The sequence below is a fragment of the Citrobacter sp. MGH103 genome, assembly GCF_001034475.2.
GTDB lineage: Bacteria > Pseudomonadota > Gammaproteobacteria > Enterobacterales > Enterobacteriaceae > Citrobacter > Citrobacter freundii.
This window is the reverse complement of the sequence record NZ_CP073043.1, coordinates 3680020-3706961: the sequence shown is the minus strand read 5'-3', so window position 1 is coordinate 3706961 and position 26942 is coordinate 3680020. Positions and strand designations below refer to the sequence as shown.

Here is a 26942-nt window from a genome sequence, read left to right as displayed (position 1 = left end):
GTATTCCAGGCCGGATGCGGTATTAACGCCGCACCCGGCAAATGATCGCCGATGTAGGCTTATTTACCCATCTTCACTTCGCTGACCCACTTATTGATCAACGCTTTACGCACGTCGGTCGAGCCGTACTTATCCATGTCGTAATTGATAAGTTTCAGGTCGTCGAGCTTCAGCGAGTTAGGAGACGTCTCGGCGGTGGTGTTGGTCAGGATCTGATAGGACTTACCTTTCTTCCACGCCAGTTCCTGGGCATCTTTTGACAGTACCCAGTCAACGAACAGTTTGGCGTTATCGAGGTTGCGCGCGCCTTTCAGAATGCTAACGCCGCCGATCTCATAGCCAGTACCTTCGCACGGTGAAATTAGCTCCAGCGGTGCGCCCTGTTCTTTTTCCAGCGAGTAGTCGTGCAGGAAGCCAATGCCAATCGCCGTTTCGCCACGGGCGGCGTTACGCGCTGGGGCAATGCCTGATTTAGTGTATTGAGAGACGTTGGCGTTGAGCTGTTTCAGGTAGTCAAAGGCCTGATCTTCACCCCACAGCTGGGCAAAAGTCGCCAGCGCGGTATAGGCGGTACCGGAGCTTTGCGGGTCAGCAATCTGGATTTCACCTTTGTATTCCGGTTTGGTCAGATCCTTCCAGCATTTTGGCACCGGCAGGTTTTTCTCTTTCAGGCGCTGGGTATTGACGCCAAAGCCCAGAATACCGACGTAAACCGCCGAGGAGAGATTGCCTTTCACCTTCGCGGGATCGCGGAATTTCTCCATGATCTGTTCGAGATTGGGTGATTTATACGGCTGCAGCAGGCCCATTTCCCCGGCCTGGGACTGCGGATCCAGCGTACCGCCGTACCAGACATCCGCCTGCGGATTTTTCTTCTCGGCATCCACTTTCGCCAGCGTACTGCCCGAGCCGTTGCGAATGAATGAGGTTTTCACATCATATTTTTCACCGAAGGCTTTGGTTTCGGTTTCGCACATCTCGTTAGTGGCGCTGCAATACACCACCAGACGGCCCTGCGCCTGAGCTGCATTGCTGAAGGCTGCCAGCGTCAGAGCGGAGGCAATTAGTGTAGAGGTAAGCGTCAGTTTCATTGTTTTATCCTTTGACTGAGAGAAGGGGTAATGCCTGCAATGAGCAGTGGCATCAGCAATAAACCCATAAAGACAGCGGCGACCGAGAGCAAACTGAACATTCCCGACCAGCCGTAGTGTTCTATGACCAGCGACAGCGGCCAACCCGCCAGCGCGGCCCCCAGATAGGCGAACAGCCCGAGAAAACCGGTAATTGAACCTGCTGCCGCTTTGTGTCCGCACTCCACTGCCGCGAGGCCAATCAGCATCTGTGGGCCAAACACAAAAAAGCCCACCGTAAAGAAACACATTGCCAGTAGCGCGTAGTGGTGCACCGGCGCCAGCCACAGCGCGGCGACGGAGACCATCAGCCCCAGCGTGAACAGCAAAATCATCGGCGCACGCTGACCGCTGAACAGCAGATCCGATCCCCATCCGGCAAACAGCGCCCCCAGCAAACCGCCAACTTCAAACAGCATCACCGTGGCATTGGCGCTGAGCAGATTCACGCCGTGGCTTTCCGTCAGCCAGATGTTGCCCCAGTCGTTGAGCGCAATGCGGATCAAATAGACCAATACATACGACACGCCGAGCAGCCAGATCATCGGGTTTTTCAGCATGGTGGTACGTAACATTTGCCACAGCCCCATCGGCGGACTTTGCTGTTCCTGACGCAGCTCCAGCGGGTCATGCCGCCATTCCCCAACCGTCGGTAATCCCTCTTCCCGGGGCGTGCCTTTCAGTTGCAGAGTGAGCCAAATGCCTAACGCCATGCTGATAATCCCCGGTGCCAGCATCGCTGCCTGCCAGCCCCACCAGTGGGCGGCAAAGGCGCTAATCAGCGGGATAACTGCCCCACCAATGTTGATCGACATATTCCAGCAGCCCCACCAGAATCCGCGTTCGTTGCGCGAGTACCAGTGGGTCAGTAGTCGGGCGCAGGGCGGCCAGCCCCAACCCTGGAAAAACCCGTTCAGCGTCCAGACCACCAGCAGCAGCGTCAGCGATTCACCAAAGGCGAACAGCACATTCAAAACACCGGTGGCGAAAAGGCCAATGCCCATAAATGCGCGTTGTCCGTGGCTGTCGTGCCACAGTCCGGCGGTAAATTTCGACAGGCCATAGGTCAGGTAAAACAGCGACCCCAGCAGGCCGATATCGCCTTTATCCAGACCGAGGTCCGTTTGTAGCGCCGGGAGGACGTAGTTAACGCTTTTGCGCGTCAGATAAAACGCGGCATAGCCAATGACCATACACATCAGCAGTCGGGGGCGTAGCGCCCGGTATTGTTGATCTGTTTCGCTGGCTGAGCGTGTATGCATGGCTGTCTCCGTTTGTGCTGACTATAGGAAAGTGAAAGCAAAAGAGGATGAGAGAAAGTCCAGAGTGGCTAAGACTTTTTCCTGGTTAGCGGCTGATTTGTTGCAAATTTGTGGGCAGGTTAACAATTACCCGTGTGCCGTTGCTTGATTCGAGCGTCAGTTCACCGCCAAGGGCGCTGACCCGCTCACGCATTCCCTGGATACCGAAACCGGGAATTTTTTCTGGCAGAATACCCACGCCATTGTCAGCGACGTCCAGAAACAAGCTATGTTCCTGCTGGCGCAGCGTAATCGACACATCGCTGGCATCGGCATGTTTACAGACGTTATTGAGTAACTCCTGCAACAGGCGATACAGCGTGAAGCGCACCGTTTCGTTTTCTGGCGTATTCTCTAGCTGATAATCAAAGCGACAGCGAATGCCCCGTTCAGCAAAAGCAAATTCATTCACCAGATGATGTAGTGCATCTTTAAAAGACAGTTCATCGAGCGCGGGTGGACGCAGCTGGCGCAGCAGCTGGCGGGTGGAGTGGTGAATACGCCGGGCCAGGTCGTTGATCTGATTTGCCGCTTCAAGCGTTTGCTCGCGACCCGGTGCGCGTTTGACCAGTTGTGATTGAATTTGAATGGCGGTGATGTTCTGACCAATTTCGTCGTGCAGTTCCCGCGCCAGGCTTTTGCGCGTGTTTTCTTCGGTGCGGATCAGCTGTTCGGTCAGCGTGCGACGCGCCGCCAGTTCAGTTTCCAGACGCTGGCGATAATGGTGCAGGTTTTGCGCCAGATGCTGCTGGCGGCTGATGGCGATCCCCAGCCCTATGCCGAGCAGCGCCTGGGTGGCGAGGAAAATCTCCAGCTCCAGTAAATTACTGAACCCGACGCCGATTTGCCGGGCGATGGTGATCATCATACTGCCGAGCAATCCGGACAACACGCCGCCCTGCCAGCCAAATTTCCACGCCATCACCACGTTCGGTAAAAACACCACGATCAGCAACAGGCGCTCGATCTCCGGCGACAACACCATCTGGGTGCCGATGCCAATAATAAAAAACAGGCTGCACCAGATGATAAGCGAGGTGCGCAGCGGGGGATTGGTGGTATCCAGCCCGAGCAAATGATAGCGGTGCTGCTGGCGCAAAAATTCATAGATCAGATAGACAAACGGCGTCAGCAGCACGCCGCCGGTAAACGACGCCAGGCCAATTAACGTTGCCGGACTTTGGATAAACGGTGAAAGCAGGGCGGTATTGAGCAATGAGGTGAGCGTCACCGCGGCCAGCAGCAGCGTTAAGCGCTGCCAGTAAAGGGGGAAACGGTGCCAGTATGACTGGCCGATGCTCGCCGGAATCAGGCTAATTAACGGCGCAGCCAGCAGGATATAGCCATTCAATAATTGCTCACTGTGCAGCCAGAACAACATCAGCACCGGCGGCAATACCAGCGCGGGCCAGTAACGGCGAGAAAGCAGGATGAGCAGCGCGAGATAGACGCCGTGTGGCAGGAACAGCGCCGCCTGCTGGCCGTTGTGGGTCAGGTAAAACCCCAGCGTCCACAGCATCAACCAGCCCGATCCCCAGGCCAGCAGAATAAACAGAGAAATAACCCAATGCCGAAGGCTACGCGACATTAATGCCCCGTTAATAGCTGGTGGTCGAGGGCAAAATGCACCAGATCGATGGTGCTGTGGCATTGCAGTTTGCCCAGCACGTTCGCCCGATGAACGTGTACCGTCTTGTGGCTGAGGTCGAGCTTGAAGGCGATCTCTTTTACGCTGTCGCCTTTGACCAACAGCTCAAACACTTCGCGCTCGCGTGGGGTCAGTACTTCCAGTACCTGCGCGGGCTGTTCGCCGCCGCGTAGCGCCCGCAGCGCATCGGCGCACAGGTAATGCCCGCCCATACCGACCGATCGTACCGCCTGCACCAGCTCCTCTGGTCCGCAGCGTTTGGTCAGGTAGCCACTGGCGCCGGCATCCAGCGCACTTTGCACAAACGTGGGTGAGTCATAGATGCTGAGAATGATGGCGCGAAAACCGGGCTTCTGTGCCCGCAGTCGTTTTAACAGGCTCAGACCATTTTCATCCGGCATGGCGATATCCATCACCGCAACGTTGACGTCATCATGCAGAAGTGCAGGCCAGGCCTCCGCTGCGCTGCTGTACTGACCGGTAACGTTGAGATCGTCTTCGAGACTGAGTAATTGCGCAAAGCCGGAACGCACCACCACATGGTCATCCACCAGCACAACATGAATCATGATTTTACTCTCTTGCCTGATAATGGCGTCTATGATGCCGGTCAGCGCCGCGCTGGCAATCATCCAAGTGTAGTTATGTAACGAATGTAACAAAATCGCAATAATTTGCCGGGTGTTGTAGGCCGGATAAGGCGCTTGCGCCGCCATCCGGCAACAGTGCCTGATGGCGCTGCGCTTATCAGGCCTACGAATTCCATCTGTAATGAGCAAAATCGCTAACTATTGCCGCTTTTTTTCTAAAAACGCTTTGTTCTTAGCCAGAATTTTTAATTCCTTTATCAAATTGTGCCGCAACGAAATACTGCCTCCATAACAAGACAGGGGAGCAGACAATCATGGCTATTTCATCGCGTAACGCACTTCTCGGTGCACTGGCATTCATCGCATTTCAGGCGCAGGCGGTGAACGTCACCGTCGCTTATCAGACCTCCGCCGAACCCGCCAAAGTGGCGCAGGCGGATAATACTTTTGCCAAAGAGAGCGGCGCTACCGTTGACTGGCGCAAATTCGACAGCGGCGCGAGCATCGTCCGGGCGCTAGCCTCCGGCGACGTGCAGATCGGTAATCTTGGCTCCAGCCCGCTGGCGGTCGCCGCCAGTCAGCAAGTACCCATTGAAGTTTTTCTGCTGGCGTCAAAGCTTGGTAACTCCGAGGCACTAGTGGTGAAGAAAAACATCAGTAAACCGGAAGATTTGATTGGCAAACGCATTGCGGTGCCGTTTATCTCCACCACCCATTACAGCCTGCTGGCGGCGTTGAAACACTGGGGGATTAAACCCGGTCAGGTGGAGATTGTGAACCTGCAACCACCTGCGATTATTGCCGCATGGCAGCGCGGGGACATTGACGGCGCGTACGTCTGGGCTCCTGCGGTCAATGCGCTGGAAAAAGACGGCAAGGTGTTAACCGACTCATCGCAGGTTGGTGAGTGGGGCGCACCGACGCTGGACGTGTGGGTGGTACGCAAAGATTTTGCCGAGAAGCATCCTGAGGTGGTGAAAGCCTTTGCCAAAAGCGCTATCGATGCGCAGCAACCTTATATCGCTAATCCCGATGAGTGGCTGAAGCAGCCTGAGAATATCAGCAAATTGTCGCGTTTAAGCGGCGTGCCGGAAGCGGATGTGCCGGGACTGGTGAAAGGTAACACTTACCTGACGCCGCAACAGCAGACTGCCGAACTGACCGGACCGGTGAACAAAGCCATTATCGACACCGCGCAGTTCCTCAAAGAGCAGGGCAAAGTCCCCGCTGTCGCGACGGATTACAGCCAGTACGTGACCGATCGCTTCGTGCAATAAATAAGGAGGCGCTGATGCTGCAAATCTCTCATCTTGCCGCCAGCTACGGTGGAAAACCGGCGCTGGAGGATATCAACCTGACGCTCGATAGCGGTGAGCTGCTGGTGGTACTCGGACCTTCCGGTTGCGGGAAAACCACATTGTTAAATCTGATTGCCGGATTTGTGCCGTATCAGCATGGCAGCATCACGCTGGCGGGTAACAGGGTTGACGGTCCGGGGGCAGATCGCGGGGTCGTATTCCAGAATGAAGGTCTGCTGCCCTGGCGTAACGTGCAGGACAACGTGGCTTTTGGTCTGCAGCTGGCGGGGGTGGATAAACCACAGCGTCAGCGTATTGCCCTGGAGATGTTGCAGAAAGTCGGGCTGGAGGACGCGGGCAAACGCTTTATCTGGCAGCTTTCCGGCGGACAGCGGCAGCGCGTCGGCATTGCGCGGGCGCTGGCGGCCAATCCTCAGTTGTTGTTGCTGGATGAACCTTTTGGCGCGCTCGACGCCTTTACTCGTGAGCAGATGCAAACCCTGCTGCTGAAGCTGTGGCATGAGACTGGCAAACAGGTGCTGTTGATTACGCACGATATTGAAGAAGCAGTGTTTATGGCGACAGAGCTGGTATTGCTGTCGCCAGGCCCAGGCCGGGTACTGGAGCGTCTGCCGCTGAATTTCGCCCGTCGCTTTGTGGCTGGAGAGTCGAGTCGCAGCATTAAGTCCGATCCGCAGTTTATCGCCATGCGCGAGTACGTGTTAGGTCGAGTCTTTGAGCAACGGGAGGCATTTTCATGAGCGTGGTGATTAATGATAAACCCCGTCGCCAGCGCGCGCTCAACTGGCGCTGGCCGTTCTCGCGGCAGATTACCTTAAGCCTTGGTACGTTGGCCGTCATTTTGGCGTTGTGGTGGACGGTGGCGGCGCTGCAGTTAGTCAGTTCGCTGTTTTTACCGCCACCGGGACAGGTTTTACAAAAGCTGATCGTTATTGCCGGTCCGCAGGGATTTATGGATGCCACCCTGTGGCAGCATCTGGCGGCGAGTCTGACACGTATTGTTATCGCGCTGCTGGCGGCGGTGCTGCTGGGCGTTCCGGTTGGAATCGCTATGGGGCTGAGTCCGACGATGCGCGGCATTCTCGATCCGATCATTGAGCTGTATCGTCCGGTTCCGCCCCTGGCCTATCTGCCGCTGATGGTCATTTGGTTTGGCATTGGCGAAACCTCCAAGATCTTGCTTATCTATCTGGCGATTTTCGCCCCTGTAGCGATGTCGGCGCTGGCGGGAGTGAAAAGTGCGCAGCAGGTGAGAGTGCGCGCCGCGCAATCGCTGGGAGCCAGCCGTGCGCAGGTGCTGTGGTTTGTTATTTTGCCGGGGGCATTACCTGAGATCCTCACCGGATTACGTATCGGACTTGGGGTGGGCTGGTCGACGCTGGTGGCGGCAGAGCTGATTGCCGCCACGCGAGGCTTAGGATTTATGGTCCAGTCTGCCGGTGAGTTTCTGGCAACGGATGTAGTGCTGGCGGGGATCGCGGTGATTGCCGTTATCGCGTTTATTTTAGAACTGGGTCTGCGCGCGCTTCAGCGCCGCCTGACGCCCTGGCATGGAGAAGTACAATGAGTGAACGTCTGAGCATAACCCCGCTGGGGCCGTATATTGGCGCACAAATTTCCGGCGCGGATTTGGCGCGTCCGCTGAGCGATAATCAGTTTGAACAGCTTTATCACGCGGTATTGCGCCACCAGGTGGTGTTTCTGCGCGAGCAGGTGATTACGCCGCAACAACAGCGGGCGCTGGCGCTGCGTTTTGGCGATCTGCATATTCACCCGGTCTATCCGCATGCCGAAGGAGTAGAAGAAATTATCGTGCTGGATACCCATAACGATAATCCGCCGGATAACGACAACTGGCACACCGATGTCACCTTTATCGACACGCCGCCTGCCGGGGCGATTTTAGCGGCGAAAGAGCTGCCATCAACCGGGGGCGACACCTTGTGGACTAGTGGGATTGCCGCTTATGAAGCATTGTCTGAGCCGTTCCGTCAGTTGCTGAGTGGCCTGCGGGCAGAGCATGATTTCCGTAAATCATTTCAGGAATATAAATATCGCAAGACCCCAGAGGAGCACCTGCGCTGGCTGGAGGCCGTCGCTAAACATCCACCGTTGCTGCATCCAGTGGTACGCACGCATCCGGTGAGCGGGAAGCAGGCGCTGTTCGTGAATGAAGGATTTACCACACGAATTGTCGATGTCACGGAAAAAGAGAGCGAGGCGTTACTGAGCTTTTTGTTCGCGCATATCACCAAACCGGAGTTTCAGGTGCGCTGGCGCTGGCAGCCCAACGATGTGGCGATTTGGGATAATCGCGTGACGCAGCATTATGCGAATGCGGATTATCTGCCGCAGCGGCGCATTATGCATCGGGCAACGATTCTGGGAGATAAGCCATTTTATCGGGCGTGATGATTACCGGAGACGCTTCACTTGCCGGGCCTACGATCTGTAGGCCCGGTTAGGCGTTATTAACGCAGAATTTTTTTCTCAGCCAGATCCAGTGCGAAGTAGCTGAAGATCAGATCCGCGCCAGCGCGTTTGATCGACCCTAAGCTTTCCAGCACCACTTTCTCTTCATCTATAGCCCCCGCCAGCGCCGCGAATTTGATCATCGCGTATTCACCGCTGACCTGATAAGCGCCAATCGGCAGCTCGGTGCGTTCGCGGATATCGCGCAGAATATCGAGGTACGCGCCAGCCGGTTTGACCATCAGGCAGTCTGCGCCTTGGGCTTCATCCAGCAGCGATTCGCGAATCGCTTCCCGACGGTTCATCGGGTTCATCTGATAGGTTTTACGATCGCCTTTCAGCGCGGTGCCCGCGGCTTCACGGAATGGGCCGTAAAAAGATGAGGCAAACTTAGTGGAGTAGGACATGATAGCGGTATCGGTGAAGCCCGCGGCGTCCAGCGCCTGGCGAATCGCCTGTACCTGACCATCCATTGCGGCGGAAGGCGCGATGAAGTCCGCACCCGCTGCGGCGGCAACCACCGCTTGCTTGCCGAGGTTGGTAAGGGTTAAATCGTTATCCACGCCGTGATCGCATAACACGCCGCAGTGGCCGTGTGAGGTGTATTCGCAGAAGCAGGTGTCGGACATGACGATCATTTCCGGCACGGTCTGTTTGCAGATACGCGACATGCGCGCCACCAGGCCGTCTTCTTTCCAGGCATCGCTACCGGTGTCATCCGTATGGTGGGAAATGCCGAAAGTCATCACCGAGCGGATGCCAGCATTAGCAATGCGTTCAATTTCGCGCGCCAGGTGCTTCTCTGGAATACGCATCACGCCTGGCATGGCGTCGATAGCTTTGTAATCGTCGAGTTCTTCTTCAACAAAGATCGGCAACACCAGGTCATTTAAGCTGAGTGTTGTCTCTTCAAACATAGCGCGCAGCGCGGGAGATTTGCGCAGGCGGCGAGGGCGTTGGATTAGGTCTGTCATGGTATGCCTGATGTTTGTGGAATCGAAGGCCGTAGTATACCCGAACCTGAGGGCGTGTGGTTTACGAAAGTTGGCGTTATATCTGGATTTCCTGTAACGAAGGGATGAATCATTAGCGCAATTTATTCACAAGCATAGCAATTTATTCATATTCATTATTTTGTTTATTGTTTTTTTATTATTTTAAATATCTATGCGTTTGCTTTTATAGCGTGGTGTATAGATTGTGTTTATTTATTGTCTATTTATTTGTTTGCGTTCTGATTCATTAGTGAATTATATGCTTTGAATGTTGGCTCTCTTTTAATTGATTGAAACTATTGGTTTTTATATTTCTTAAATGGCGTGGCTTGAATTTATTACGTTGTCCGGTTTCGGACAACGGGCAAAGAATAATTGAACCTTTCCTTAATGAAACCGCATAATCGTCCCTGCGAAACATAAAATGTTTTCTTTGCATTGATAATTGATGGATCAACTATATTACGTCCCTGAGGAGGGATGACAAATGCACATTTGGAAAAAGAAACTTGTAGTATCACAATTAGCATTAGCCTGCACTTTGGCAATCACTTCTCAGGCGAATGCTTCTACTGATATCTCTGGGACCGCCTACACAACGTTTACCCATTATAATGATGTATCTTATGCTGATGGCGTCTATTACGATGGATATGTCGGGTGGAACAATTACGACACCGATAGTATTTATAACGGTGATATTTATCCGGTAATCAATAACGCTACTGTCAACGGCGTTATTTCTACTTATTATCTGGATGATGGGCTGTCTACTAACACCAATAACAACAGCCTGACGATTAAAAACAGTACCATTCATGGTATGGTGACATCCGAATGTATGACCACGGATTGTTCTAACCGTACAGGTACCGACTACTACTACGATCGCCTGGCGATGAACGTTATCAACTCAACGATTGATGACAACTACGAACATTATACCTACAACGGTACGTATAATGACGCGGCTGACACGCACGTTGTCGACGTTTATAACCTGGGGACGGCTATCACGCTGGATCAAGAAGTTGATCTGTCTATCTCCAACAACTCTCACGTTGCGGGTATTACGCTGACTCAGGGTTATGAGTGGGAAGATATTGACGATAATACCGTCAGCACTGGCGTAAATAGCGGCGAAGTGTTTAACAACACCATTGTTGTTACCGATTCTACCTTGACCTCTGGCTCATGGTCTGATGAAGGTACCTCCGGTTGGTTTGGCAACACCAGCAATGCGAGCGACTACAACGGTAACGGCTGGAACGCTAATGATGTCGCATTAGCGGTTATTGCTCATCCGAATGCTGATAACGCGATGCAGACCACTGCCACGTTTGATAACGCTACGCTGATGGGCGATGTGCTGTTCTCCAGCAACTTTGACGAGAACTTCTTCCCGAACGGCGCAGATACTTACCGTGATACCGATGCCGATCTGGATACCAACGGATGGGATGGTACTGACCGTCTGGATCTGACTCTGAACAACGGCAGTAAGTGGGTTGGCGCGGCCATGTCCGTACATCAGGTTGATGTTGATGGTGACGGCGTTTACGATAGCTATGCTGCAGGTACTGAAGCCACTGCAACGCTGATCGACATCGCTGCCAACAGCCTGTGGCCAAATTCAACCTACGGTATTGATAGCGACACGACCTCTTATGACGAAAATGGTCATGTGGTTGGCAACGCTGTTTACCAGAGCGGTCTGTTCAACGTCACGCTGAACGGCGCTTCACAGTGGGATACCACCAAAACGTCTCTGATTGATACCCTGAGCATCAACAGCGGTTCCGTCGTCAACGTGGGTGATTCTACCCTGATCTCCGACACTATTGGCCTGACCGGTGGTTCTGCACTGAACATCAACGAAGATGGTCATGTTGCGACTGATACCCTGTCTATTGATAACAGTACCGTCACAATTGCTGATGATGTTGCTGCTGGCTGGAGTGTAGGAAGTGCTGCACTGTATGCCAACACCATCAACGTTACCAACAACGGTGTTCTGGATGTGGGTAACAGCACAGGTGATGCACTGCAGGTTGATACGCTGAATCTGACCAGCTACACCGACGCTTACAACCATGTTAATGCGGGTGTTTTCGACATCAACAGCACTAACTATGTACTGAATGCTGACCTGACCAACGATCGTACCAACGATACGACCCAGGCTAACTACGGTTATGGCGTGATCGCGATGAACTCTGATGGTCATCTGACTATCAACGGTAACGGCGATTCCGACACCTCAGGCGATCAGTCTGAAGTTGATAACTACGGTGACCATGTCGCGGCAGCAACCGGTAACTATAAAGTGCGTATCGACAACGCGACCGGCGCAGGCTCTGTTGCTGATTACAAAGGTAACGAGCTGATCTACGTTAACGACAAGAACAGCAACGCGACCTTCTCTGCAGCCAACAAAGCTGACCTCGGTGCTTACACCTATCAGGCACAGCAGCAGGGTAACACCGTTGTTCTGCAGCAGATGGAACTGACAGACTACGCGAACATGGCGCTGAGCATCCCGTCTGCTAACACCAATATCTGGAACCTGGAACAAGACACCGTTGGTACTCGTCTGACTAACGCACGTCATGGTCTGGTTGATAACGGTGGTGCATGGGTAAGCTACTTCGGTGGTAGCTTCGATGCAGATAACGGCACCATTAACTACGATCAGGATGTTAACGGCATCATGGTTGGTGTTGATTCCAAAATTGATGGTAACAACGCTAAGTGGATTGTCGGTGCTGCAGCAGGCTTCGCGAAAGGTGATATGAGCGACCGTACCGGTCAGGTGGATCAGGATAGCCAGACTGCCTACATCTACTCTTCTGCTCGCTTTGACAACAACATCTTTGTTGACGGTAACTTAAGCTACTCCCACTTTAACAACGATCTGTCTGCTAACATGAGCAATGGTCAGTATGTTGATGGCAGCACCTCTTCTGATGCCTGGGGCTTTGGCTTGAAACTGGGTTATGACCTGAAGCTGGGTGACGCAGGCTACGTAACGCCATACGGCAGCGTATCCGGTCTGTTCCAGTCTGGTGATGATTATAAGCTGAGCAACGACATGAAAGTTGACGGTCAGTCTTATGACAGCATGCGCTATGAACTCGGTGTAGATGCAGGTTATACCTTCGCCTACAGCGAAGATCAGGCGCTGACCCCGTACTTCAAACTGGCCTACGTTTACGACGACTCTAACAACGATTCTGACGTAAACGGCGATTCTATCGACAACGGTGTAGAAGGTTCTGCGGTACGTGTTGGATTGGGTACTCAGTTCAGCTTTACCAAAAACTTCAGCGCCTACACCGATGCTAACTACCTCGGTGGTGGTGATGTAGATCAAGACTGGTCTGCAAATGTTGGCGTTAAATATACTTGGTAAGACATCTCTCGTTGTTAAAGAAAAGATAATCTAACTCAGAAAAATGCCCGTCACGGATTTGACGGGCATTTATTGCAAGGAATGCTCAGATGTTGTCTGCAAATAAACCGCTTGTGGAATTTGGTAAGCTTGATAAATGTTTGTCGAAATATGGCAAACACTTTGAGTGTGATAACGATAAAGAAATAATTTATTCCAGTGATATAAACAGTGACGATACCTTTATCATTTTAAATGGTGTAATTTCCCTGAGGCGAGGGGAGAATGTGCTGGTCGGTATTGCACAGGCGCCATTTATTATGGGGCTTTCAGATGGCGTGATGAAAACAGATATACAATACAGATTAATCACGGAAAGCGATTGTACGGGATACCATCTACCTGCCTCACAAACAATTAATATAATTGAAGAGTGCCAGCTTTGGCGTGAAGCTTTTTGTTGGTTGGCATGGCAAAATTCCATGCTTGAATTGCGAGATCTGCAGTTGATCGGCAATAACTCCTACGATCAGATTCGCGCGACGCTGATATCCATGATGAAATGGGACGACGTACTGCGTTCGCGTATCGGCGTCATGAACTATATTCACCAACGCACGCGAATTTCCCGCTCGGTTGTCGCTGAGGTTCTCGCGGCTTTGCGTAAAGGTGGTTACATTGAAATGAATAAAGGCAAACTGGTGAGCATTAACCGTTTGCCTTTTGAGTATTAACTCAGGATGCGGGAATAACCTGCGGTTTGTTCCCGCTCAACTCTGCAACCAGATCGTTGATACCGTCACTCATATTGGTAAAACGGGTTAGCGGAGAACGGGTCACCACGATAAACGCCCCGACGTTTTGTTGTGGGATCATCGCCATATAGGTGATGAAACCACCACCGCCGCCGGTTTTTTGAATAATTCCCGGTCGGCCATTCTTCGGCGCCATGTAGACCCAGCCCAAACCAAGCGCATCGGCTCTGCCTGGAACATCCATTCCCACCACTTTAGTTAACTGCGTACGCTGATAAATCAGCGTCTGCATCCGGTCGGCCTGCTGGCTACGATGATAAAAGTCAGAAGAGAGATACTGCTGCATCCAGCGCATCATATCGCCGGGCGTAGAATAGACACCGCCGCTGCCCATTGCCGCCAGCGTATTGTTACAGGGGCTGGCGCCTTTTTCCGCGACCATCAGGCGTCGGCATTGATCGGGGGACGGGGTAAAGGTGGTGTCTTTCATCCCCAGCGGACGGGTGATTTTTTCTTCAAACAGCTGCGGATAAGGCTTACCAGAGGCCGCTCCCAGCGCATCGGCCAGCAGGTCAAACGCCAGGTTGGAATAAGATGCCTGTGAACCCGGTGCGGCTTTCAACGTGGCAGTAGAGAGATAGCTCCAGCGCTGCTCGCGGGTTGGCCAGACAAACACCGGGCGCTTTGCCGCGCCGCCAGGCTGCTCGCGCGGCAGCGCGCTGGTATGCGTCGCCAGATTCACCAGCGTAATCGGCGTGCCCTGATAAGTCGGCACGCGTGCACCTGGAGGTGCATATTTACTCAATGGATCGTTGAGTTTGACCGTGCCCTGATCGAGCAATTTCACCAGCATTTCGCTGGTCATTAATTTAGTGATTGAGGCAATTCGAATCACGGAATCAAGCTGTGGATGGACGTTGTTACCGGGACGCGTTTCGCCAAAGCTGCGAAATACGCGCTGATTACCATCAATCACCACGAGCGCCATCCCCGTAGCACCACTGCCGTAAAATATATGGTCGGCATAACGATCGACGATATCGGAGGCGAAAACCGGATCGGTTATAGGCTGTGCCGCCTGGACTGATGTCAATGACGCCGCACACAGCGCGGCAGAAAAAAGCAGACTACGTTTCAACGGTGGTGTCCATGAGTTAGAGAAAGTGAAAAAGGATGTCGTGCGTATGCGTATTTATACTACTCATCGGCGTATTGCAAAGCGCTTATCAACCAATGATAGTGGGAAAAACGTAACGATGAGTAAACGTAGGAGTTTCCTGGATTGCGGATGTTCGCTTTTGTGATCTCACGCTGTGATAATCTGCACATACTGGAACGTTGTCGAGTGTGAAAACCACAGAAACAATTCTTCATAACCGAGGTGCGAACTAAGTGCCTCGGTTTTGGTCACAATTGTCGGTTTCAGCTTGTGTTTTTGGGCGTAAGCCGTCTGGCCTCCGCACTCCACGGTGGCAAATGCACAGCAGTCGTCATAACGATAAGAAGTTAGCAGGAGAGCACTATGTTTAAGTCTTTTTTCCCAAAGCCGGGGCCGTTCTTTATTTCGGCATTTATTTGGGCACTAGTCGCCGTTGTATTCTGGCAAGCAGGTGGGGGAGCCTGGGTTGCACATATTACCGGCGCGTCGGGAGACGTACCTATTAGCGCAGCGCGTTTCTGGTCGTTGGATTATCTGATTTTTTATGCGTACTACATTCTTTGTGTCGGGGTGTTCGCGCTGTTCTGGTTTCTCTACAGCCCACACCGCTGGCAGTACTGGTCTATTCTGGGCACATCGCTGATTATTTTTGTGACCTGGTTTCTGGTTGAAGTCGGCGTCGCTGTCAACGCCTGGTACGCGCCATTTTATGACCTAATTCAAACTGCGCTCAGCGCACCACACAAGGTGAAGATTGAGCAGTTCTATCATGAAGTTGGCATTTTTCTCGGCATTGCGCTGATAGCCGTGGTCATTGGCGTGATGAACAACTTCTTCGTCAGCCACTACGTGTTCCGCTGGCGTACCGCGATGAACGAACACTATATGGCGCACTGGCAGCATTTGCGTCATATCGAAGGCGCAGCGCAGCGTGTGCAGGAAGACACCATGCGTTTTGCTTCTACGCTGGAAGATATGGGCGTCAGCTTTATCAACGCGATTATGACGCTGATTGCCTTCCTGCCTGTACTGGTTACGCTCTCTGCCCATGTTCCTGACCTGCCGATTGTTGGACATGTGCCTTATGGCCTGGTGATTGCCGCGATTGTCTGGTCGCTGATGGGAACCGGTTTGCTGGCCGTGGTCGGGATAAAACTTCCTGGGCTGGAGTTTAAAAACCAGCGCGTGGAAGCGGCCTATCGTAAAGAACTGGTCTATGGCGAAGATGATGGCAACCGTGCGACGCCACCGACGGTGCGTGAACTGTTTCATGCGGTACGCCAAAATTACTTCCGTCTCTATTTTCACTATATGTACTTCAATATCGCCCGTATTCTTTACCTGCAGGTTGATAACGTTTTCGGCTTGTTCCTGCTGTTTCCGTCGATTGTTGCCGGTACGATTACGCTCGGCCTGATGACGCAAATCACCAACGTGTTTGGCCAGGTGCGCGGCTCGTTCCAGTATCTGATTAACTCCTGGACAACGTTAGTGGAACTGATGTCTATTTATAAGCGTCTGCGCAGCTTTGAACGAGAGCTTGATGGTCAGGATATTCAGGAAGTTACCCATACGCTGAGTTAATAATAAGGAGATGTTATGTCGACGGTTTCCCGTCTTTACCCCTTGTCTGGTCTGGCAGCACTGGTGCTGGTGGGATGTAGTAGCCAACCCGCGCAGCCGCTAAAAAAGGGGGAGAAAGCCGTCGATGTGGCGAGCGTGGTGCGCCAGAAAATGCCCGCCAGCGTGAAAGACCGGGACGCATGGGCGCAGGATTTGGCAAAGACTTTTGAAAGCCAGAAGCTGGCGCCGACGGTTGAAAATATCTGTTCGGTGCTGGCGGTCGCGCAACAGGAGTCAAATTACCAGGCGGATCCAGCCGTGCCGAACTTAAGTAAAATCGCCTGGAAAGAGATCGATCGTCGTGCCGAGCGTATGCACATCCCGCTATTTGTGGTGCATACCGCGCTGAAGATTAACTCGCCAACGGGGAAAAGCTACAGCGAGCGGCTGGATACGGTGAAAACCGAAAAACAGCTTAGCGCGATCTTTGATGATTTTATCAACATGGTACCGATGGGGCAGACGTTATTTGGTTCGCTTAATCCGGTGCATACCGGTGGGCCGATGCAGGTTAGCATCGCCTTTGCTGAGCAGCATGCCAGCGGCTACCCGTGGAAAATGGCGGGAACCGTGCGCCAGGAAGTATTTAGCCGCCGCGGTGGGCTGTGGTTCGGTACGTATCATCTGCTTAACTACCCGGCGAATTACAGTGCGCCAATTTTCCGCTTCGCCGATTTCAATGCCGGGTGGTATGCCAGCCGCAATGCAGCTTTCCAGAATGCGGTCAGTAAAGCCAGCGGCGTGAAGCTGGCGATGGACGGTGATTTAATTCTCTATGGCAGCAGCGAGCCGGGCAAAACGGAGCTGGCGGTACGTAAACTGGCCGGGAAGCTGGACATGAGCGAGAGTGAGATCCGCCGTCAGCTGCAAAAAGGCGACAGCCTGGCCTTTGAAGAGACTGCGCTGTACGAGAAGGTTTATAAGCTGGCGGAAGCGAAGGCCGGGAAAACGCTTCCCCGTGAAATGCTCCCTGGCATTCAACTTGAAAGCCCGAAGATCACACGTAATCTGACTACCGCGTGGTTTGCTAAACGCGTGGACGATCGTCGGGCGAAATGTATGGGTCAGTCATCGTTATGATGACGGCGGCGCCAGCGCGCGAATGCCGCGATGGCGCCAAGAATCAGGCTTCCGGCGAGAAAAGGGACCAGTCCAAAAAGGGTTCCGACGCCCAGGCCGATTTCAACTCGTGGGCGCCCTGTCTCTTGCATTTGTAACTGCATCAACTGCTCATAGATGCCGGGAGCGTGGGCCAACAGATTTAAAATCTGCGCGCCTGCCCAGAAGCAAAATAGCACAAATACGGCATACGCAATGTTGCCGGGCAGGGAGGAGGGATCCCGATGCTTGCCCTTAAACAGGGATTTTGAGAGCGTAAAATCAGCCATAAAGACCTCCGGAAATAACCTGCTTTTTTTGACGTAATGCCTGTAACTGAAAGTGAGTCTGACAGGTGATCGGCAATGTCAATATCAGAATGATGGTAATTTCAGGTAGAGATTATTCCTGGATTTCGGTTTTTTGCTTAACATCACAATTACGCAACTTTAAGTGAAATTAATTTACATTTCAGAAATTCCGCACAGGCCACAGACGTGTATGAGGAAATGTGCGAGGATGCGTTTTCATGTTGTATATCCACCGGAGCCGTTATGAACCTGCCTGTTAAAATCCGCCGAGACTGGCACTATTATGCCTTCGCTATTGGGCTTATCTTTATTCTCAACGGCGTGGTGGGCTTACTCGGTTTTGAAGCGCAGGGGTGGCAAACCTATGCGGTGGGGCTGGTGACCTGGGTGATTAGCTTTTGGCTGGCCGGATTAATCATCCGTCGCCGCGTTGAAGATGATGAAGTAAAGGATGCCCAATAGCTATATCAGGCATCCTGGCGGGTTTACATACTGGTTTTCAGCGCGCTATCCGCAGCATGGCGTTCCAGCGCCAGTTCGATCAGGCGAGTGATCAAATCGGTATAGCCTAAACCGCTCGCCTGCCACAGTTTCGGATACATACTGATGTTGGTAAAGCCTGGCAGCGTGTTGATCTCATTGATCACAACGTTGTTTTCAGCAGTTAAGAAAACGTCCACGCGCGCCATGCCGGCACAGCCCAGTGTCTGGTAGGCCTGAATGGCGATTTCGCGGATCTTGTCGTTAATCTCTGGTGCAATTGCTGCCGGAACGACAACTGTGGCACCGTTATCGTCAATGTATTTAGTGTCGTAAGCGTAAAAATCGCTGTTCAGCACAATCTCTCCACAAGTACTGGCCTGCGGATGATCGTTGCCCAGTACAGCACATTCGATCTCGCGGCCTTTGATCCCTTGCTCCACCACGACTTTATGATCGAATTCAAATGCCAGCGCGACGGCCTGATCGTATTGGGCTTCGCTGGTTACTTTGCTGACGCCAACGGACGATCCCTGGTTGGCCGGTTTTACAAACAACGGCAGACCCAGGCGGGATTCCACTTCGCTAAAGCTGATGCTGTTGCGATTGGCGCGAGTGAGCGTAATAAATGGCGCGATGTTTAATCCGGCATCACGCAGCAGACGTTTGGTCACGTCTTTATCCATACAGGCCGCAGAACCCAGCACATCAGAACCTACGAACGGTAGGTTTGCCACGCGCAGCATGCCCTGCAGAGAGCCATCTTCACCCAGAGTGCCATGTACGATCGGGAAAATAACATCGACCGTCGGCAGCGGTTGACCGTTTTGTGCATCGATCAACTGGTGCGCTTGTTTACCCGGTACCTGCGCCAGGCTGGTCTCAGAAGGTCGCAATGCAATATGCGCCGGGTCGTCTGAATTGAGCAGATAATTACTGGCATCGCTGACGTGCCATTGCCCTTGTTTATCAATACCTAACAGCACAACGTCAAAGCGAGTCTTGTCGATGGCATCGACAATATTTTTTGCCGATTGCAATGACACTTCATGTTCCGCTGATTTACCACCAAATACGATTCCTACCCGCAACTTTGCCATCTTAAAAACCCATTCCATGAATGCAAAGCACATACATTACCACGACAAAACGCAGGTTTCCTCGGCTTCTGGCAGATTGTTTTGGCTGACGACAGGGGAATAGAACACAACAAACAAGCGGCCCGCACGCGAAGCATAATCCCCTGCTTATATTATGGGTTTGATGTGAGCTGTATCACAAATATGATGAGCGGGAAGATAAAATACTAAACTGTGATTTATCGCACCAGTGGACCCTTATTCAGCTAAGTAATTTGTTAAGCTGCTCGCAGTTTTCAGCTACTTATCGTTATGAGTCCTTATGGAATCCTGGAGAGTTAACCTTATTTCCGTTTGGTTCGGGTGCTTTTTTACCGGACTGGCGATTAGCCAAATCTTGCCTTTTTTACCACTCTATATCTCCCAACTGGGCGTGACCTCGCATGAAGCGCTCTCAATGTGGTCCGGATTAACGTTCAGCGTCACCTTCCTGATTTCAGCTATTGTCTCTCCAATGTGGGGCAGTTTAGCCGACCGCAAAGGACGCAAGCTAATGCTGCTGCGGGCCTCACTGGGTATGGCCATTGCGATTTTGCTACAGGCATTTGCTACTAACGTCTGGCAGCTTTTTCTGCTGCGCGGGGTGATGGGGTTAACCTCCGGTTATATTCCTAATGCGATGGCGCTGGTCGCGTCACAGGTTCCGCGTGAACGCAGCGGCTGGGCGCTGAGTACGCTGTCGACGGCGCAAATCAGCGGTGTCATTGGTGGACCGTTAATGGGGGGCTTTATTGCCGATCACGTTGGCTTACGGGCGGTATTCTGTATTACCGCCGCTTTGCTGGTGGTGAGTTTTCTGGTCACACTGTTTTTGATCAAAGAGGGCGTTCGTCCGACGATTAAAAAAAGTGAACGTCTGAGTGGGAAGGCCGTATTTGCCTCGCTTTCACATCCGGCGCTGGTGATCAGCCTGTTTTTTACCACCATGGTGATTCAACTGTGTAACGGTTCAATTGGGCCAATTCTGGCGCTGTTTATTAAATCAATGGTCCCAGATAGTTCGAATATTGCCTTTCTCAGCGGGCTGATAGCCTCTGTACCGGGCATTTCTGCTCTGATTTCCGCGCCTCGACTTGGTAAATTAGGCGACCGTATTGGTACTGAGCGGATTTTAATGGCGACGTTAATCTTCGCGGTGGTGCTGTTTTTCGCTATGTCGTGGGTCACCACGCCGTTGCAGTTGGGAGTTCTCCGTTTTCTGCTTGGCTTTGCCGACGGTGCGATGTTGCCGGCGGTGCAGACGCTGTTAGTGAAATACTCCAGCGACCAGATAACCGGGCGCATCTTTGGTTATAACCAGTCATTTATGTATCTCGGCAACGTCGCCGGGCCATTAATGGGGGCGACGGTTTCGGCAATGGCGGGGTTCCGTTGGGTGTTCATTGCTACAGCAAGCATTGTGCTTATCAATATCTGGCAATTGGCTATTGCGTTGCGACGTCGGCGCGGGGGGCGTTGAGTTCCTGATTAACAACGCTGCCTGTCAGCGTTGTTAATCTATAATTGTGTATTATATATTTGTGTGATTATTAATTTTCTTACCTTTTTATATTGAATCATTCTGCGTCAAGACGCATTTAGCCTTATTTTGTGTTGTGATTGTTTTCGCAAATCGTTTTATTACTTATAAAAATACAACTTTCATCCTCTAGGCAGTCGTGAGCCTTAATGATAACGTGACCCATATTTTGTTAAGGGAATAGGCAAATGAAAAACCTCGTCACTGAGTTGTTACTTAAACTCGCGCAAAAAGAAGAAGAGTCGCAAGATCTGGCGGTACAGGTCGAAACGTTAGAGCGGGTAATCATCGAAATGCTGCGCAATATGGCGTGGAACGATCGGCAAATATTTATTCGTCAAATTGAGGGGGCGCTGGCTGATGTAAACCGCATGCCCGCGTTTCTGACGAACATACATAACGCTTGCGAGATCGTACCAAAAGCGTTTTGAACCATCTGTGGCGGGGCACCCACAAATTATCATAAAAGTGTCACATCAAATACTTATAGTCGCTTTGTTTTAATTTTACCGTATTTATACATGGAGAATATAAAGTGAAACAAAGCGCACTCGCTATTGCCCTGTTACCTTTGCTGTTTACCCCGGTTATTAATGCAGAAACATCTACTGTAGCGGTTTTGGATAATCGTGCCGCTCAAGGTGATATCTCCACGCCGGGTGGCGCTCGCCGATTGTCTGCCGACCAAACCGCGGCTCTGCGCGAATCCCTGAACGACAAACCGGCCAAAAATATTATTTTACTGATTGGCGATGGGATGGGTGATTCCGAAATAACGGCAGCGCGAAATTATGCTGAAGGCGCGGGCGGCTTTTTTAAAGGTATTGATGCTTTACCGTTGACCGGACAATATACACATTATGCGTTGGATAAGAAAACCGGCAAGCCCGATTATGTGACAGATTCTGCAGCATCGGCGACGGCGTGGACGACCGGTGTTAAAACTTACAATGGTGCTCTGGGCGTTGATATTCATGAGAAAGATCACGCTACTATTCTGGAAATGGCCAAAGCGGCGGGTCTGGCGACAGGCAACGTTTCCACGGCTGAATTGCAGGATGCCACGCCGGCCGCGCTGGTTGCCCATGTCACTTCGCGTAAATGCTATGGCCCGAGCGTGACGGCTGAAAAATGCCCGACGAACGCGCTGGAAAAAGGCGGTAAAGGGTCGATTACCGAACAATTATTGAATGCCCGTGCGGATGTTACGTTAGGTGGCGGGGCAAAGACTTTTACTGAAACCGCTACGGCAGGTGAGTGGCAGGGTAAAACGCTGCGTGAACAAGCACAGGCCCGTGGTTACCAGATGGTGAGTGATACCGCGACGCTGGCGGCGATTACCGAAGCGAATCAGGATAAACCGCTGTTGGGTCTGTTCTCTGACGGTAATATGCCAGTGCGTTGGGAAGGCCCGAAAGCGTCTTATCACGGAAATCTGGATAAGCCGGTAGTGACCTGCACGCCAAATCCAAAACGTAGCGACAGCGTGCCGACTCTGGCACAGATGACGGATAAAGCGATTGAGCTGTTAAGCAAAAATGAGAAAGGCTTCTTCCTGCAAGTGGAAGGCGCGTCAATCGACAAACAAGATCACGCCGCTAACCCGTGTGGACAAATTGGTGAAACTGTCGATCTGGATGAAGCGGTGCAGCGTGCGCTTGCTTTTGCGAAGAAAGATGGCAACACCCTGGTCGTGGTAACCGCTGACCACGCGCATGCCAGCCAGATAGTTGCGCCGGATACTAAAGCACCCGGTTTAACGCAAGCGCTGAACACCAAAGATGGCGCGGTGATGGTCATTAGCTATGGCAACTCTGAAGAAGAGTCCCAGGAGCACACCGGCAGCCAACTGCGTATTGCAGCCTATGGCCCTCATGCGGCGAATGTGGTTGGCCTGACCGATCAAACCGACCTGTTCTACACCATGAAAGCGGCGTTAGGACTGAAATAACCCGACGCCCGGCGGCAATACTTTTGCCGTCGGGTGGTATTTTTATCGTTAGCAGCCAAACTTACCTGTGTGTCGTCGTTCAGAAAAGGATGGAGCTATGAAAATTACATTATTAATGACGTTGCTTTTTGGTCTTATTTTTTTAACTACCGTCGGTGCTGCCGAGAAGACATTAACCCCGCAACAACAACGTATGACCACCTGCAATCAGCAGGCAACGGCGCAAACCTTAAAAGGGGATGCGCGTAAGACGTATATGAGTGATTGCCTGAAAAACAGTAAATCTGGGCCTGAGGAAAAGAGTCTGACGCCGCAGCAGCAGAAAATGCGTGAATGCAACGTCAAGGCTACAGAACAGTCTCTGAAAGGCGATGATCGTAATAAGTTTATGAGTGCTTGCCTGAAAAAATCTGCTTAGCACTTCCGGGTGAGCAGATAAAATCGCTCACCCGAAATATCATACTTCCGCCGCCAGACCCCTTCCTATAATTTGGGAAATTTGTTTCAGAATATTCCCAAATACGATGAATGATGAAAATTTTTATCAAAAGAAGGTCGTCTCAAATGAAGCATTTATATTGCTTCATCAAAATGACCACCAACGTTCCGGTCTGCGATTTGCCCGACGAATCAGGCTGCCGCGAGCAGTGGGATTGGGGGGAATGTTTTTCCCTATCGCGTCGGTATTAGTTTCTCAGCCAATAACCGGAGGCTGGTGGCTTTTGCTGGTGGGATGGGCATTTGTCTGGCCACATCTGGCATGGCAATTGGCAAGTAAAGCTGTCGATCCACTGCATAGCGAATATACCAACTTAAAAGCCGATGCCATCCTCGCCGGGATGTGGATGGGGATTATGGGGATAAACTTGCTGCCATCCACGGCGCTGTTGATGATTATCTGTATCAACCTGATGGGCGCAGGAGGTATGCGAGTCTTCATCGCAGGCGCCGTGTTGATGGTGGTTTCCTGCCTGGTGACGTTACAGTTAACGGATATCCCCGTGGCTTTTAGCAGTACGCAGCTGAGCGTGCTGCTGTCACTGCCAGTGTTAGTGGTTTACCCGTTGCTGTTTGCCTGGGTGAGTTATAAGACGCTCATCCGGCTGGCAGAACATAAACGTCGCTTACAGGTTATGAGTACGCGAGATGGGATGACCGGTGTGTATAACCGACGTCATTGGGAGCTGTTGCTGCGTAATGAATTTGATAATTGCCGCCGCCATCAGCGTGATGCCACGCTTCTTATCATCGATATCGACCATTTTAAGAGTATCAATGATACCTGGGGCCATGATGTAGGGGATCAGGCCATTGTTGCACTGACCCGCCAGTTACAGATGACCTTACGCGGTAGCGATGTGATTGGGCGTTTTGGCGGTGATGAGTTTGCGGTAATCATGTGTGGCACGTCGGCGAGCAGCGCGATTGCAGCGATGTCTCGTGTTCACGAACGGCTTACCCAACTGCGTTTATCTTGCGCGCCGCAGGTTGACCTGCGCATTAGCGTGGGCGTTGCGCCGCTGACATCTGAAACTGAACACTATAGAGAATGGTTAAAATCAGCAGATATGGCGCTCTATAAAGCAAAGAATTCCGGACGTAACCGCACTGAAGCGGCGGCATGACGTCCGGCGGTGTTAACTCAGGAGCGGCTGAGTTTTTCCGATTGCTCCATGCACTTAATCATCGCTTCAATTACTGATGAACGGAAACCGCGGTCTTCCAGGACGCGTACCGCCTCAATGGTGGTTCCACCTGGTGAGCACACCATATCCTTTAATTCGCCAGGATGTTTACCCGTTTCCAGCACCATCTTCGCCGAACCCATTACCGCTTGTGCCGCAAATTTATAAGCCTGCGCGCGGGGCATCCCCCCCTGAACGGCGGCATCTGCCATTGCTTCGATAAACATAAATACATAGGCCGGTGCTGAACCGCTGACACCAACGACCGGATGAATCATTGCCTCCGCAATGACTTCAGCTTCGCCAAAGCAGCGGAAGATATTCAGCACGTCAGCCGTATCTTCCGGCGTGACTAAGGCGTTTGGCGTGACGGAGGTCATTCCGGCGTTCACCAGCGACGGCGTGTTTGGCATTGCGCGAATGATTTTACGATCGTGACCCAGCGCGCGGGCAAGCTGATCGAGGGTGACGCCTGCGGCAATTGAGACGACCAGGGAGTCTTTGTTCAGGCTGGAGGTAATTTCGCTCAGCACCTTAATCATAATGCCTGGCTTTACGGCCCCAAAAACAATATCAGCGATCTGCGCGACTTCTTGTGCAGACTGCGCCGCATTAATGCCGTACTGGTCGTGTAGCGCGGCGACCTTATCGGGGGAAGGGGTATAGACCCAGATTTGTCCGGGGAGAACCTGACCGCTGGCGATCATGCCGCCAAGAATGGCTTTGCCCATATTACCGCAGCCGATAAAACCAATTTTCTTGTCCATCTTGTCACTCCCTATGGATGATATTCATTGTTTTATACCCTAATTAGTTTAAGTAACTTGAATTATTTAGGGTAAATCTGGGAAAGCTAAGCTTAGCGCGGAATGAATATGTTCAGAAGGAGAAACAGCACTTTGCCTGAAAGTAAAAGCACGCGACAATGTGCGGCAGCACACCAGTGAGGAGAAGTTATGACAATATGGGTGGATGCCGATGCGTGTCCGAATGTGATTAAAGACATTTTGTACCGCGCTTCTGAGCGCATGCAAATGCCGCTTGTTTTGGTGGCCAACCAAAGCCTGCGCGTCCCGCCTTCGCGTTTCATCAGCACATTACGTGTGCCTGCGGGCTTTGACGTGGCTGATAACGAGATTGTGCGTCAGTGTAGCGCCGGCGATTTAGTGATAACGGCAGATATTCCGCTGGCGGCTGAAGTGATTGAAAAAGGTGCGGCGGCGCTTAACCCGCGTGGCGAACGTTATACCGAAGCCACGATCCGCGAGCGTCTGATGATGCGTGATTTTATGGATACGCTACGCGCCAGCGGTATTCAGACCGGGGGGCCGGACAGCCTTTCGTCCCGCGACAGACAGCATTTTGCGGCTGAACTGGATAAGTGGTGGCTGGAAGTTCAGCGTAGAAAATAGTATGTGTAATTTATTGTTTACACTTTATTCATTGTGAATTCTTGTTATAGTAGGGGTTAACTCATCTCGCCATTCTTTCTGTAATTTTTTCTTTACGATTTTGGCGATGTACTAGTTTGATGATATGATTATATTTTTAACCGCATCAGATCCCGCTTGTTGGCGGCTCTCTGGGGAAATTCTGTGATGACGCAACCTCTTTTTCTTGTTGGCCCCCGGGGGTGTGGTAAGACGACAACCGGTATGGCGCTGGCAAAGGCTATTGATTTCCAGTTCGTTGATACCGATCGCTGGTTGCAATCGCACGTGCAAATGACCGTGGCGGAAATCGTCGAAAGAGAAGGGTGGGAAGGGTTTCGTGCCCAGGAAACGACCGCTCTGCAGGCTGTCACAGCACCAGCAACGGTTGTTGCGACTGGCGGCGGTATCATTCTTACCGAATTTAACCGCCACTACATGCGCAGCCACGGCGTGGTTATCTATTTAAGCGCACCAGTATCGGTACTGGTTGATCGTCTGGAGGCCACGCCTGAAGAAGGATTACGACCTACCTTAACCGGCAAGCCGTTGACTGAAGAAGTGCAGGAAGTGCTCGCCCAGCGAGATGTTTTGTATCGCGAAGCCGCGCACTATATCGTTGATGCCACCAATGCGCCTGCGCAGGTGGTGGAAGACATTCTTGGGAGACTGGCGCAGGCAGCGCCACGGTTGCAGGGCGGTGTCTATACTTAATGTTCATCCAGTGAAAAGGAAGAACTATGCCGACACAACCACCTTACCCACGTCAAGCGACCATTGTTACGGTTGAAAAAGGGACGCCAGGCCAGACGGTAACCTGGTATCAACTTCGTGCCGATCACCCTAAACCGAATTCGTTGATCAGTGAGCATCCTTCGGCTCAGGAAGCGATGGATGCTAAAAAACGCTACGAAGACCCCGATAAAACCTGATATGAAGACCGCCC

Annotated in this window: 26 protein-coding genes; 17 read left to right on the top strand and 9 right to left on the bottom strand. The window is 52.0% G+C overall.

What is annotated here, in order from left to right; genetic code table 11:
* Window positions 1-59 precede the first annotated feature (59 nt).
* The 4 genes from SK33_RS17940 to SK33_RS17925 all read right to left on the bottom strand — a co-directional run bounded on the left by SK33_RS17940 (window position 60) and on the right by SK33_RS17925 (window position 4648).
* Window positions 60-1091: an ABC transporter substrate-binding protein gene (locus tag SK33_RS17940; RefSeq protein ID WP_003021397.1), complete on the bottom strand. Its 1032-nt coding sequence runs from the start codon at window positions 1089-1091 to the stop codon at window positions 60-62.
* Window positions 1088-2392, bottom strand: a complete 1305-nt coding sequence (gene uhpC, locus SK33_RS17935) for an MFS transporter family glucose-6-phosphate receptor UhpC (RefSeq protein WP_003021400.1) — start codon at window positions 2390-2392, stop codon at window positions 1088-1090. Before uhpC ends, SK33_RS17940 begins: the two co-directional genes overlap by 4 nt.
* A gap of 85 nt (window positions 2393-2477) precedes the next feature.
* The gene (locus tag SK33_RS17930) at window positions 2478-4019 is read right to left on the bottom strand and encodes an MASE1 domain-containing sensor histidine kinase (protein WP_048219519.1); all 1542 of its coding nucleotides are present in this window, start codon (window positions 4017-4019) and stop codon (window positions 2478-2480) included.
* A complete protein-coding gene (locus SK33_RS17925; RefSeq protein WP_003021406.1) occupies window positions 4019-4648 on the bottom strand; it encodes a response regulator transcription factor in 630 nt (209 codons plus the stop codon). The genes SK33_RS17930 and SK33_RS17925 overlap by 1 nt, the downstream gene beginning before the upstream one ends.
* A gap of 335 nt (window positions 4649-4983) precedes the next feature.
* Between SK33_RS17925 and tauA the strand changes: the two genes are divergently transcribed.
* The 4 genes from tauA to tauD are packed head-to-tail and all read left to right on the top strand — an operon-like array spanning window position 4984 to window position 8400.
* Window positions 4984-5946 (top strand): taurine ABC transporter substrate-binding protein, encoded by a 963-nt coding sequence (gene tauA, locus SK33_RS17920; RefSeq protein WP_003021410.1) that lies wholly within the window; start codon window positions 4984-4986, stop codon window positions 5944-5946.
* Between the two features lie 14 nt (window positions 5947-5960).
* Window positions 5961-6728: a taurine ABC transporter ATP-binding subunit gene (tauB, locus tag SK33_RS17915; RefSeq protein ID WP_003838608.1), complete on the top strand. Its 768-nt coding sequence runs from the start codon at window positions 5961-5963 to the stop codon at window positions 6726-6728.
* Window positions 6725-7555: a taurine ABC transporter permease TauC gene (gene tauC, locus SK33_RS17910; RefSeq protein ID WP_048219518.1), complete on the top strand. Its 831-nt coding sequence runs from the start codon at window positions 6725-6727 to the stop codon at window positions 7553-7555. The genes tauB and tauC overlap by 4 nt, the downstream gene beginning before the upstream one ends.
* Window positions 7552-8400 (top strand): taurine dioxygenase, encoded by an 849-nt coding sequence (gene tauD / locus SK33_RS17905; protein ID WP_003021417.1) that lies wholly within the window; start codon window positions 7552-7554, stop codon window positions 8398-8400. Before tauC ends, tauD begins: the two co-directional genes overlap by 4 nt.
* Window positions 8401-8459: 59 nt before the next feature.
* On the opposite strand, the gene hemB is transcribed toward tauD, so the two are convergent.
* Window positions 8460-9434: a porphobilinogen synthase gene (hemB, locus tag SK33_RS17900; protein ID WP_003021420.1), complete on the bottom strand. Its 975-nt coding sequence runs from the start codon at window positions 9432-9434 to the stop codon at window positions 8460-8462.
* A 508-nt stretch (window positions 9435-9942) separates the two neighbouring features.
* Between hemB and ehaB the strand changes: the two genes are divergently transcribed.
* Complete coding sequence (gene ehaB / locus SK33_RS17895) at window positions 9943-12867, top strand: autotransporter adhesin EhaB (protein ID WP_048219516.1); 2925 nt, start codon at window positions 9943-9945, stop codon at window positions 12865-12867.
* 89 nt (window positions 12868-12956) lie between these two features.
* Window positions 12957-13580 carry a hydrogen peroxide resistance inhibitor IprA gene (iprA, locus tag SK33_RS17890; protein ID WP_003847633.1) on the top strand — a complete coding sequence of 208 codons (624 nt, stop codon included), beginning with the start codon at window positions 12957-12959 and terminating at the stop codon, window positions 13578-13580.
* A gap of 1 nt (window position 13581) precedes the next feature.
* Here the strand turns inward: iprA and ampH are convergent, their stop codons facing one another.
* Window positions 13582-14739: a D-alanyl-D-alanine-carboxypeptidase/endopeptidase AmpH gene (ampH, locus tag SK33_RS17885; RefSeq protein WP_003021428.1), complete on the bottom strand. Its 1158-nt coding sequence runs from the start codon at window positions 14737-14739 to the stop codon at window positions 13582-13584.
* A 384-nt stretch (window positions 14740-15123) separates the two neighbouring features.
* Here ampH and sbmA point away from each other — a divergent pair, with 384 nt between their 5' ends.
* Complete coding sequence (gene sbmA / locus SK33_RS17880; RefSeq protein ID WP_003021430.1) at window positions 15124-16344, top strand: peptide antibiotic transporter SbmA; 1221 nt, start codon at window positions 15124-15126, stop codon at window positions 16342-16344.
* A 15-nt stretch (window positions 16345-16359) separates the two neighbouring features.
* On the top strand, window positions 16360-17463 hold the full coding sequence (locus tag SK33_RS17875) for a DUF1615 domain-containing protein (RefSeq protein WP_003847631.1): 1104 nt from the start codon (window positions 16360-16362) through the stop codon (window positions 17461-17463).
* On the opposite strand, the gene SK33_RS17870 is transcribed toward SK33_RS17875, so the two are convergent.
* Complete coding sequence (locus SK33_RS17870) at window positions 17448-17771, bottom strand: DUF2755 family protein (protein ID WP_003021437.1); 324 nt, start codon at window positions 17769-17771, stop codon at window positions 17448-17450. The two genes, SK33_RS17875 and SK33_RS17870, sit on opposite strands and share 16 nt — an antisense overlap.
* A gap of 264 nt (window positions 17772-18035) precedes the next feature.
* Between SK33_RS17870 and SK33_RS17865 the strand changes: the two genes are divergently transcribed.
* Window positions 18036-18254, top strand: coding sequence for a DUF2754 domain-containing protein (locus tag SK33_RS17865; protein ID WP_003021440.1), 219 nt, complete (start codon window positions 18036-18038; stop codon window positions 18252-18254).
* A gap of 23 nt (window positions 18255-18277) precedes the next feature.
* Here SK33_RS17865 and ddlA read toward each other — a convergent pair whose 3' ends face one another.
* On the bottom strand, window positions 18278-19372 hold the full coding sequence (ddlA, locus tag SK33_RS17860; protein ID WP_003021442.1) for a D-alanine--D-alanine ligase: 1095 nt from the start codon (window positions 19370-19372) through the stop codon (window positions 18278-18280).
* A 301-nt stretch (window positions 19373-19673) separates the two neighbouring features.
* Here ddlA and SK33_RS17855 point away from each other — a divergent pair, with 301 nt between their 5' ends.
* The 5 genes from SK33_RS17855 to adrA all read left to right on the top strand — a co-directional run bounded on the left by SK33_RS17855 (window position 19674) and on the right by adrA (window position 24506).
* On the top strand, window positions 19674-20870 hold the full coding sequence (locus tag SK33_RS17855) for a multidrug efflux MFS transporter (protein WP_003021445.1): 1197 nt from the start codon (window positions 19674-19676) through the stop codon (window positions 20868-20870).
* A gap of 248 nt (window positions 20871-21118) precedes the next feature.
* Window positions 21119-21361, top strand: coding sequence for a sigma-S stabilization anti-adapter protein IraP (locus SK33_RS17850; protein ID WP_003021448.1), 243 nt, complete (start codon window positions 21119-21121; stop codon window positions 21359-21361).
* 104 nt (window positions 21362-21465) lie between these two features.
* Window positions 21466-22881, top strand: coding sequence for an alkaline phosphatase (phoA, locus tag SK33_RS17845; RefSeq protein ID WP_048219515.1), 1416 nt, complete (start codon window positions 21466-21468; stop codon window positions 22879-22881).
* Window positions 22882-22978: 97 nt separating this feature from the next.
* Window positions 22979-23299 (top strand): phosphate starvation-inducible protein PsiF, encoded by a 321-nt coding sequence (gene psiF, locus SK33_RS17840; protein WP_003021454.1) that lies wholly within the window; start codon window positions 22979-22981, stop codon window positions 23297-23299.
* A gap of 91 nt (window positions 23300-23390) precedes the next feature.
* Entirely contained in the window at window positions 23391-24506 is a 1116-nt protein-coding gene (gene adrA / locus SK33_RS17835; RefSeq protein WP_086538773.1) for a diguanylate cyclase AdrA, read from the top strand.
* Window positions 24507-24523: 17 nt separating this feature from the next.
* Here the strand turns inward: adrA and proC are convergent, their stop codons facing one another.
* The gene (proC, locus tag SK33_RS17830) at window positions 24524-25333 is read right to left on the bottom strand and encodes a pyrroline-5-carboxylate reductase (protein ID WP_032948672.1); all 810 of its coding nucleotides are present in this window, start codon (window positions 25331-25333) and stop codon (window positions 24524-24526) included.
* Window positions 25334-25522: 189 nt separating this feature from the next.
* Between proC and SK33_RS17825 the strand changes: the two genes are divergently transcribed.
* The 3 genes from SK33_RS17825 to yaiA all read left to right on the top strand — a co-directional run bounded on the left by SK33_RS17825 (window position 25523) and on the right by yaiA (window position 26928).
* Window positions 25523-25978 (top strand): YaiI/YqxD family protein, encoded by a 456-nt coding sequence (locus tag SK33_RS17825; RefSeq protein WP_003021467.1) that lies wholly within the window; start codon window positions 25523-25525, stop codon window positions 25976-25978.
* Window positions 25979-26164: 186 nt separating this feature from the next.
* Entirely contained in the window at window positions 26165-26710 is a 546-nt protein-coding gene (gene aroL, locus SK33_RS17820) for a shikimate kinase AroL (RefSeq protein WP_032948673.1), read from the top strand.
* A gap of 26 nt (window positions 26711-26736) precedes the next feature.
* On the top strand, window positions 26737-26928 hold the full coding sequence (yaiA, locus tag SK33_RS17815) for a protein YaiA (RefSeq protein ID WP_003021472.1): 192 nt from the start codon (window positions 26737-26739) through the stop codon (window positions 26926-26928).
* Window positions 26929-26942: the final 14 nt, after the last annotated feature.

Coding starts and splice junctions, on each gene's coding strand:
- hemB (WP_003021420.1), bottom strand. CDS start 9,434: ATGACAGACCTAATCCAACGCCCTCGCCGCCTGCGCAAATCTCCCGCG.
- tauC (WP_048219518.1), top strand. CDS start 6,725: ATGAGCGTGGTGATTAATGATAAACCCCGTCGCCAGCGCGCGCTCAAC.
- SK33_RS17855 (WP_003021445.1), top strand. CDS start 19,674: ATGGAATCCTGGAGAGTTAACCTTATTTCCGTTTGGTTCGGGTGCTTT.
- ddlA (WP_003021442.1), bottom strand. CDS start 19,372: ATGGCAAAGTTGCGGGTAGGAATCGTATTTGGTGGTAAATCAGCGGAA.
- SK33_RS17870 (WP_003021437.1), bottom strand. CDS start 17,771: ATGGCTGATTTTACGCTCTCAAAATCCCTGTTTAAGGGCAAGCATCGG.
- tauB (WP_003838608.1), top strand. CDS start 5,961: ATGCTGCAAATCTCTCATCTTGCCGCCAGCTACGGTGGAAAACCGGCG.
- yaiA (WP_003021472.1), top strand. CDS start 26,737: ATGCCGACACAACCACCTTACCCACGTCAAGCGACCATTGTTACGGTT.
- proC (WP_032948672.1), bottom strand. CDS start 25,333: ATGGACAAGAAAATTGGTTTTATCGGCTGCGGTAATATGGGCAAAGCC.
- SK33_RS17875 (WP_003847631.1), top strand. CDS start 16,360: ATGTCGACGGTTTCCCGTCTTTACCCCTTGTCTGGTCTGGCAGCACTG.
- SK33_RS17925 (WP_003021406.1), bottom strand. CDS start 4,648: ATGATTCATGTTGTGCTGGTGGATGACCATGTGGTGGTGCGTTCCGGC.
- SK33_RS17850 (WP_003021448.1), top strand. CDS start 21,119: ATGAAAAACCTCGTCACTGAGTTGTTACTTAAACTCGCGCAAAAAGAA.
- uhpC (WP_003021400.1), bottom strand. CDS start 2,392: ATGCATACACGCTCAGCCAGCGAAACAGATCAACAATACCGGGCGCTA.
- SK33_RS17865 (WP_003021440.1), top strand. CDS start 18,036: ATGAACCTGCCTGTTAAAATCCGCCGAGACTGGCACTATTATGCCTTC.
- aroL (WP_032948673.1), top strand. CDS start 26,165: ATGACGCAACCTCTTTTTCTTGTTGGCCCCCGGGGGTGTGGTAAGACG.
- tauA (WP_003021410.1), top strand. CDS start 4,984: ATGGCTATTTCATCGCGTAACGCACTTCTCGGTGCACTGGCATTCATC.
- SK33_RS17825 (WP_003021467.1), top strand. CDS start 25,523: ATGACAATATGGGTGGATGCCGATGCGTGTCCGAATGTGATTAAAGAC.
- psiF (WP_003021454.1), top strand. CDS start 22,979: ATGAAAATTACATTATTAATGACGTTGCTTTTTGGTCTTATTTTTTTA.
- sbmA (WP_003021430.1), top strand. CDS start 15,124: ATGTTTAAGTCTTTTTTCCCAAAGCCGGGGCCGTTCTTTATTTCGGCA.
- SK33_RS17940 (WP_003021397.1), bottom strand. CDS start 1,091: ATGAAACTGACGCTTACCTCTACACTAATTGCCTCCGCTCTGACGCTG.
- ehaB (WP_048219516.1), top strand. CDS start 9,943: ATGCACATTTGGAAAAAGAAACTTGTAGTATCACAATTAGCATTAGCC.
- iprA (WP_003847633.1), top strand. CDS start 12,957: ATGTTGTCTGCAAATAAACCGCTTGTGGAATTTGGTAAGCTTGATAAA.
- tauD (WP_003021417.1), top strand. CDS start 7,552: ATGAGTGAACGTCTGAGCATAACCCCGCTGGGGCCGTATATTGGCGCA.
- SK33_RS17930 (WP_048219519.1), bottom strand. CDS start 4,019: ATGTCGCGTAGCCTTCGGCATTGGGTTATTTCTCTGTTTATTCTGCTG.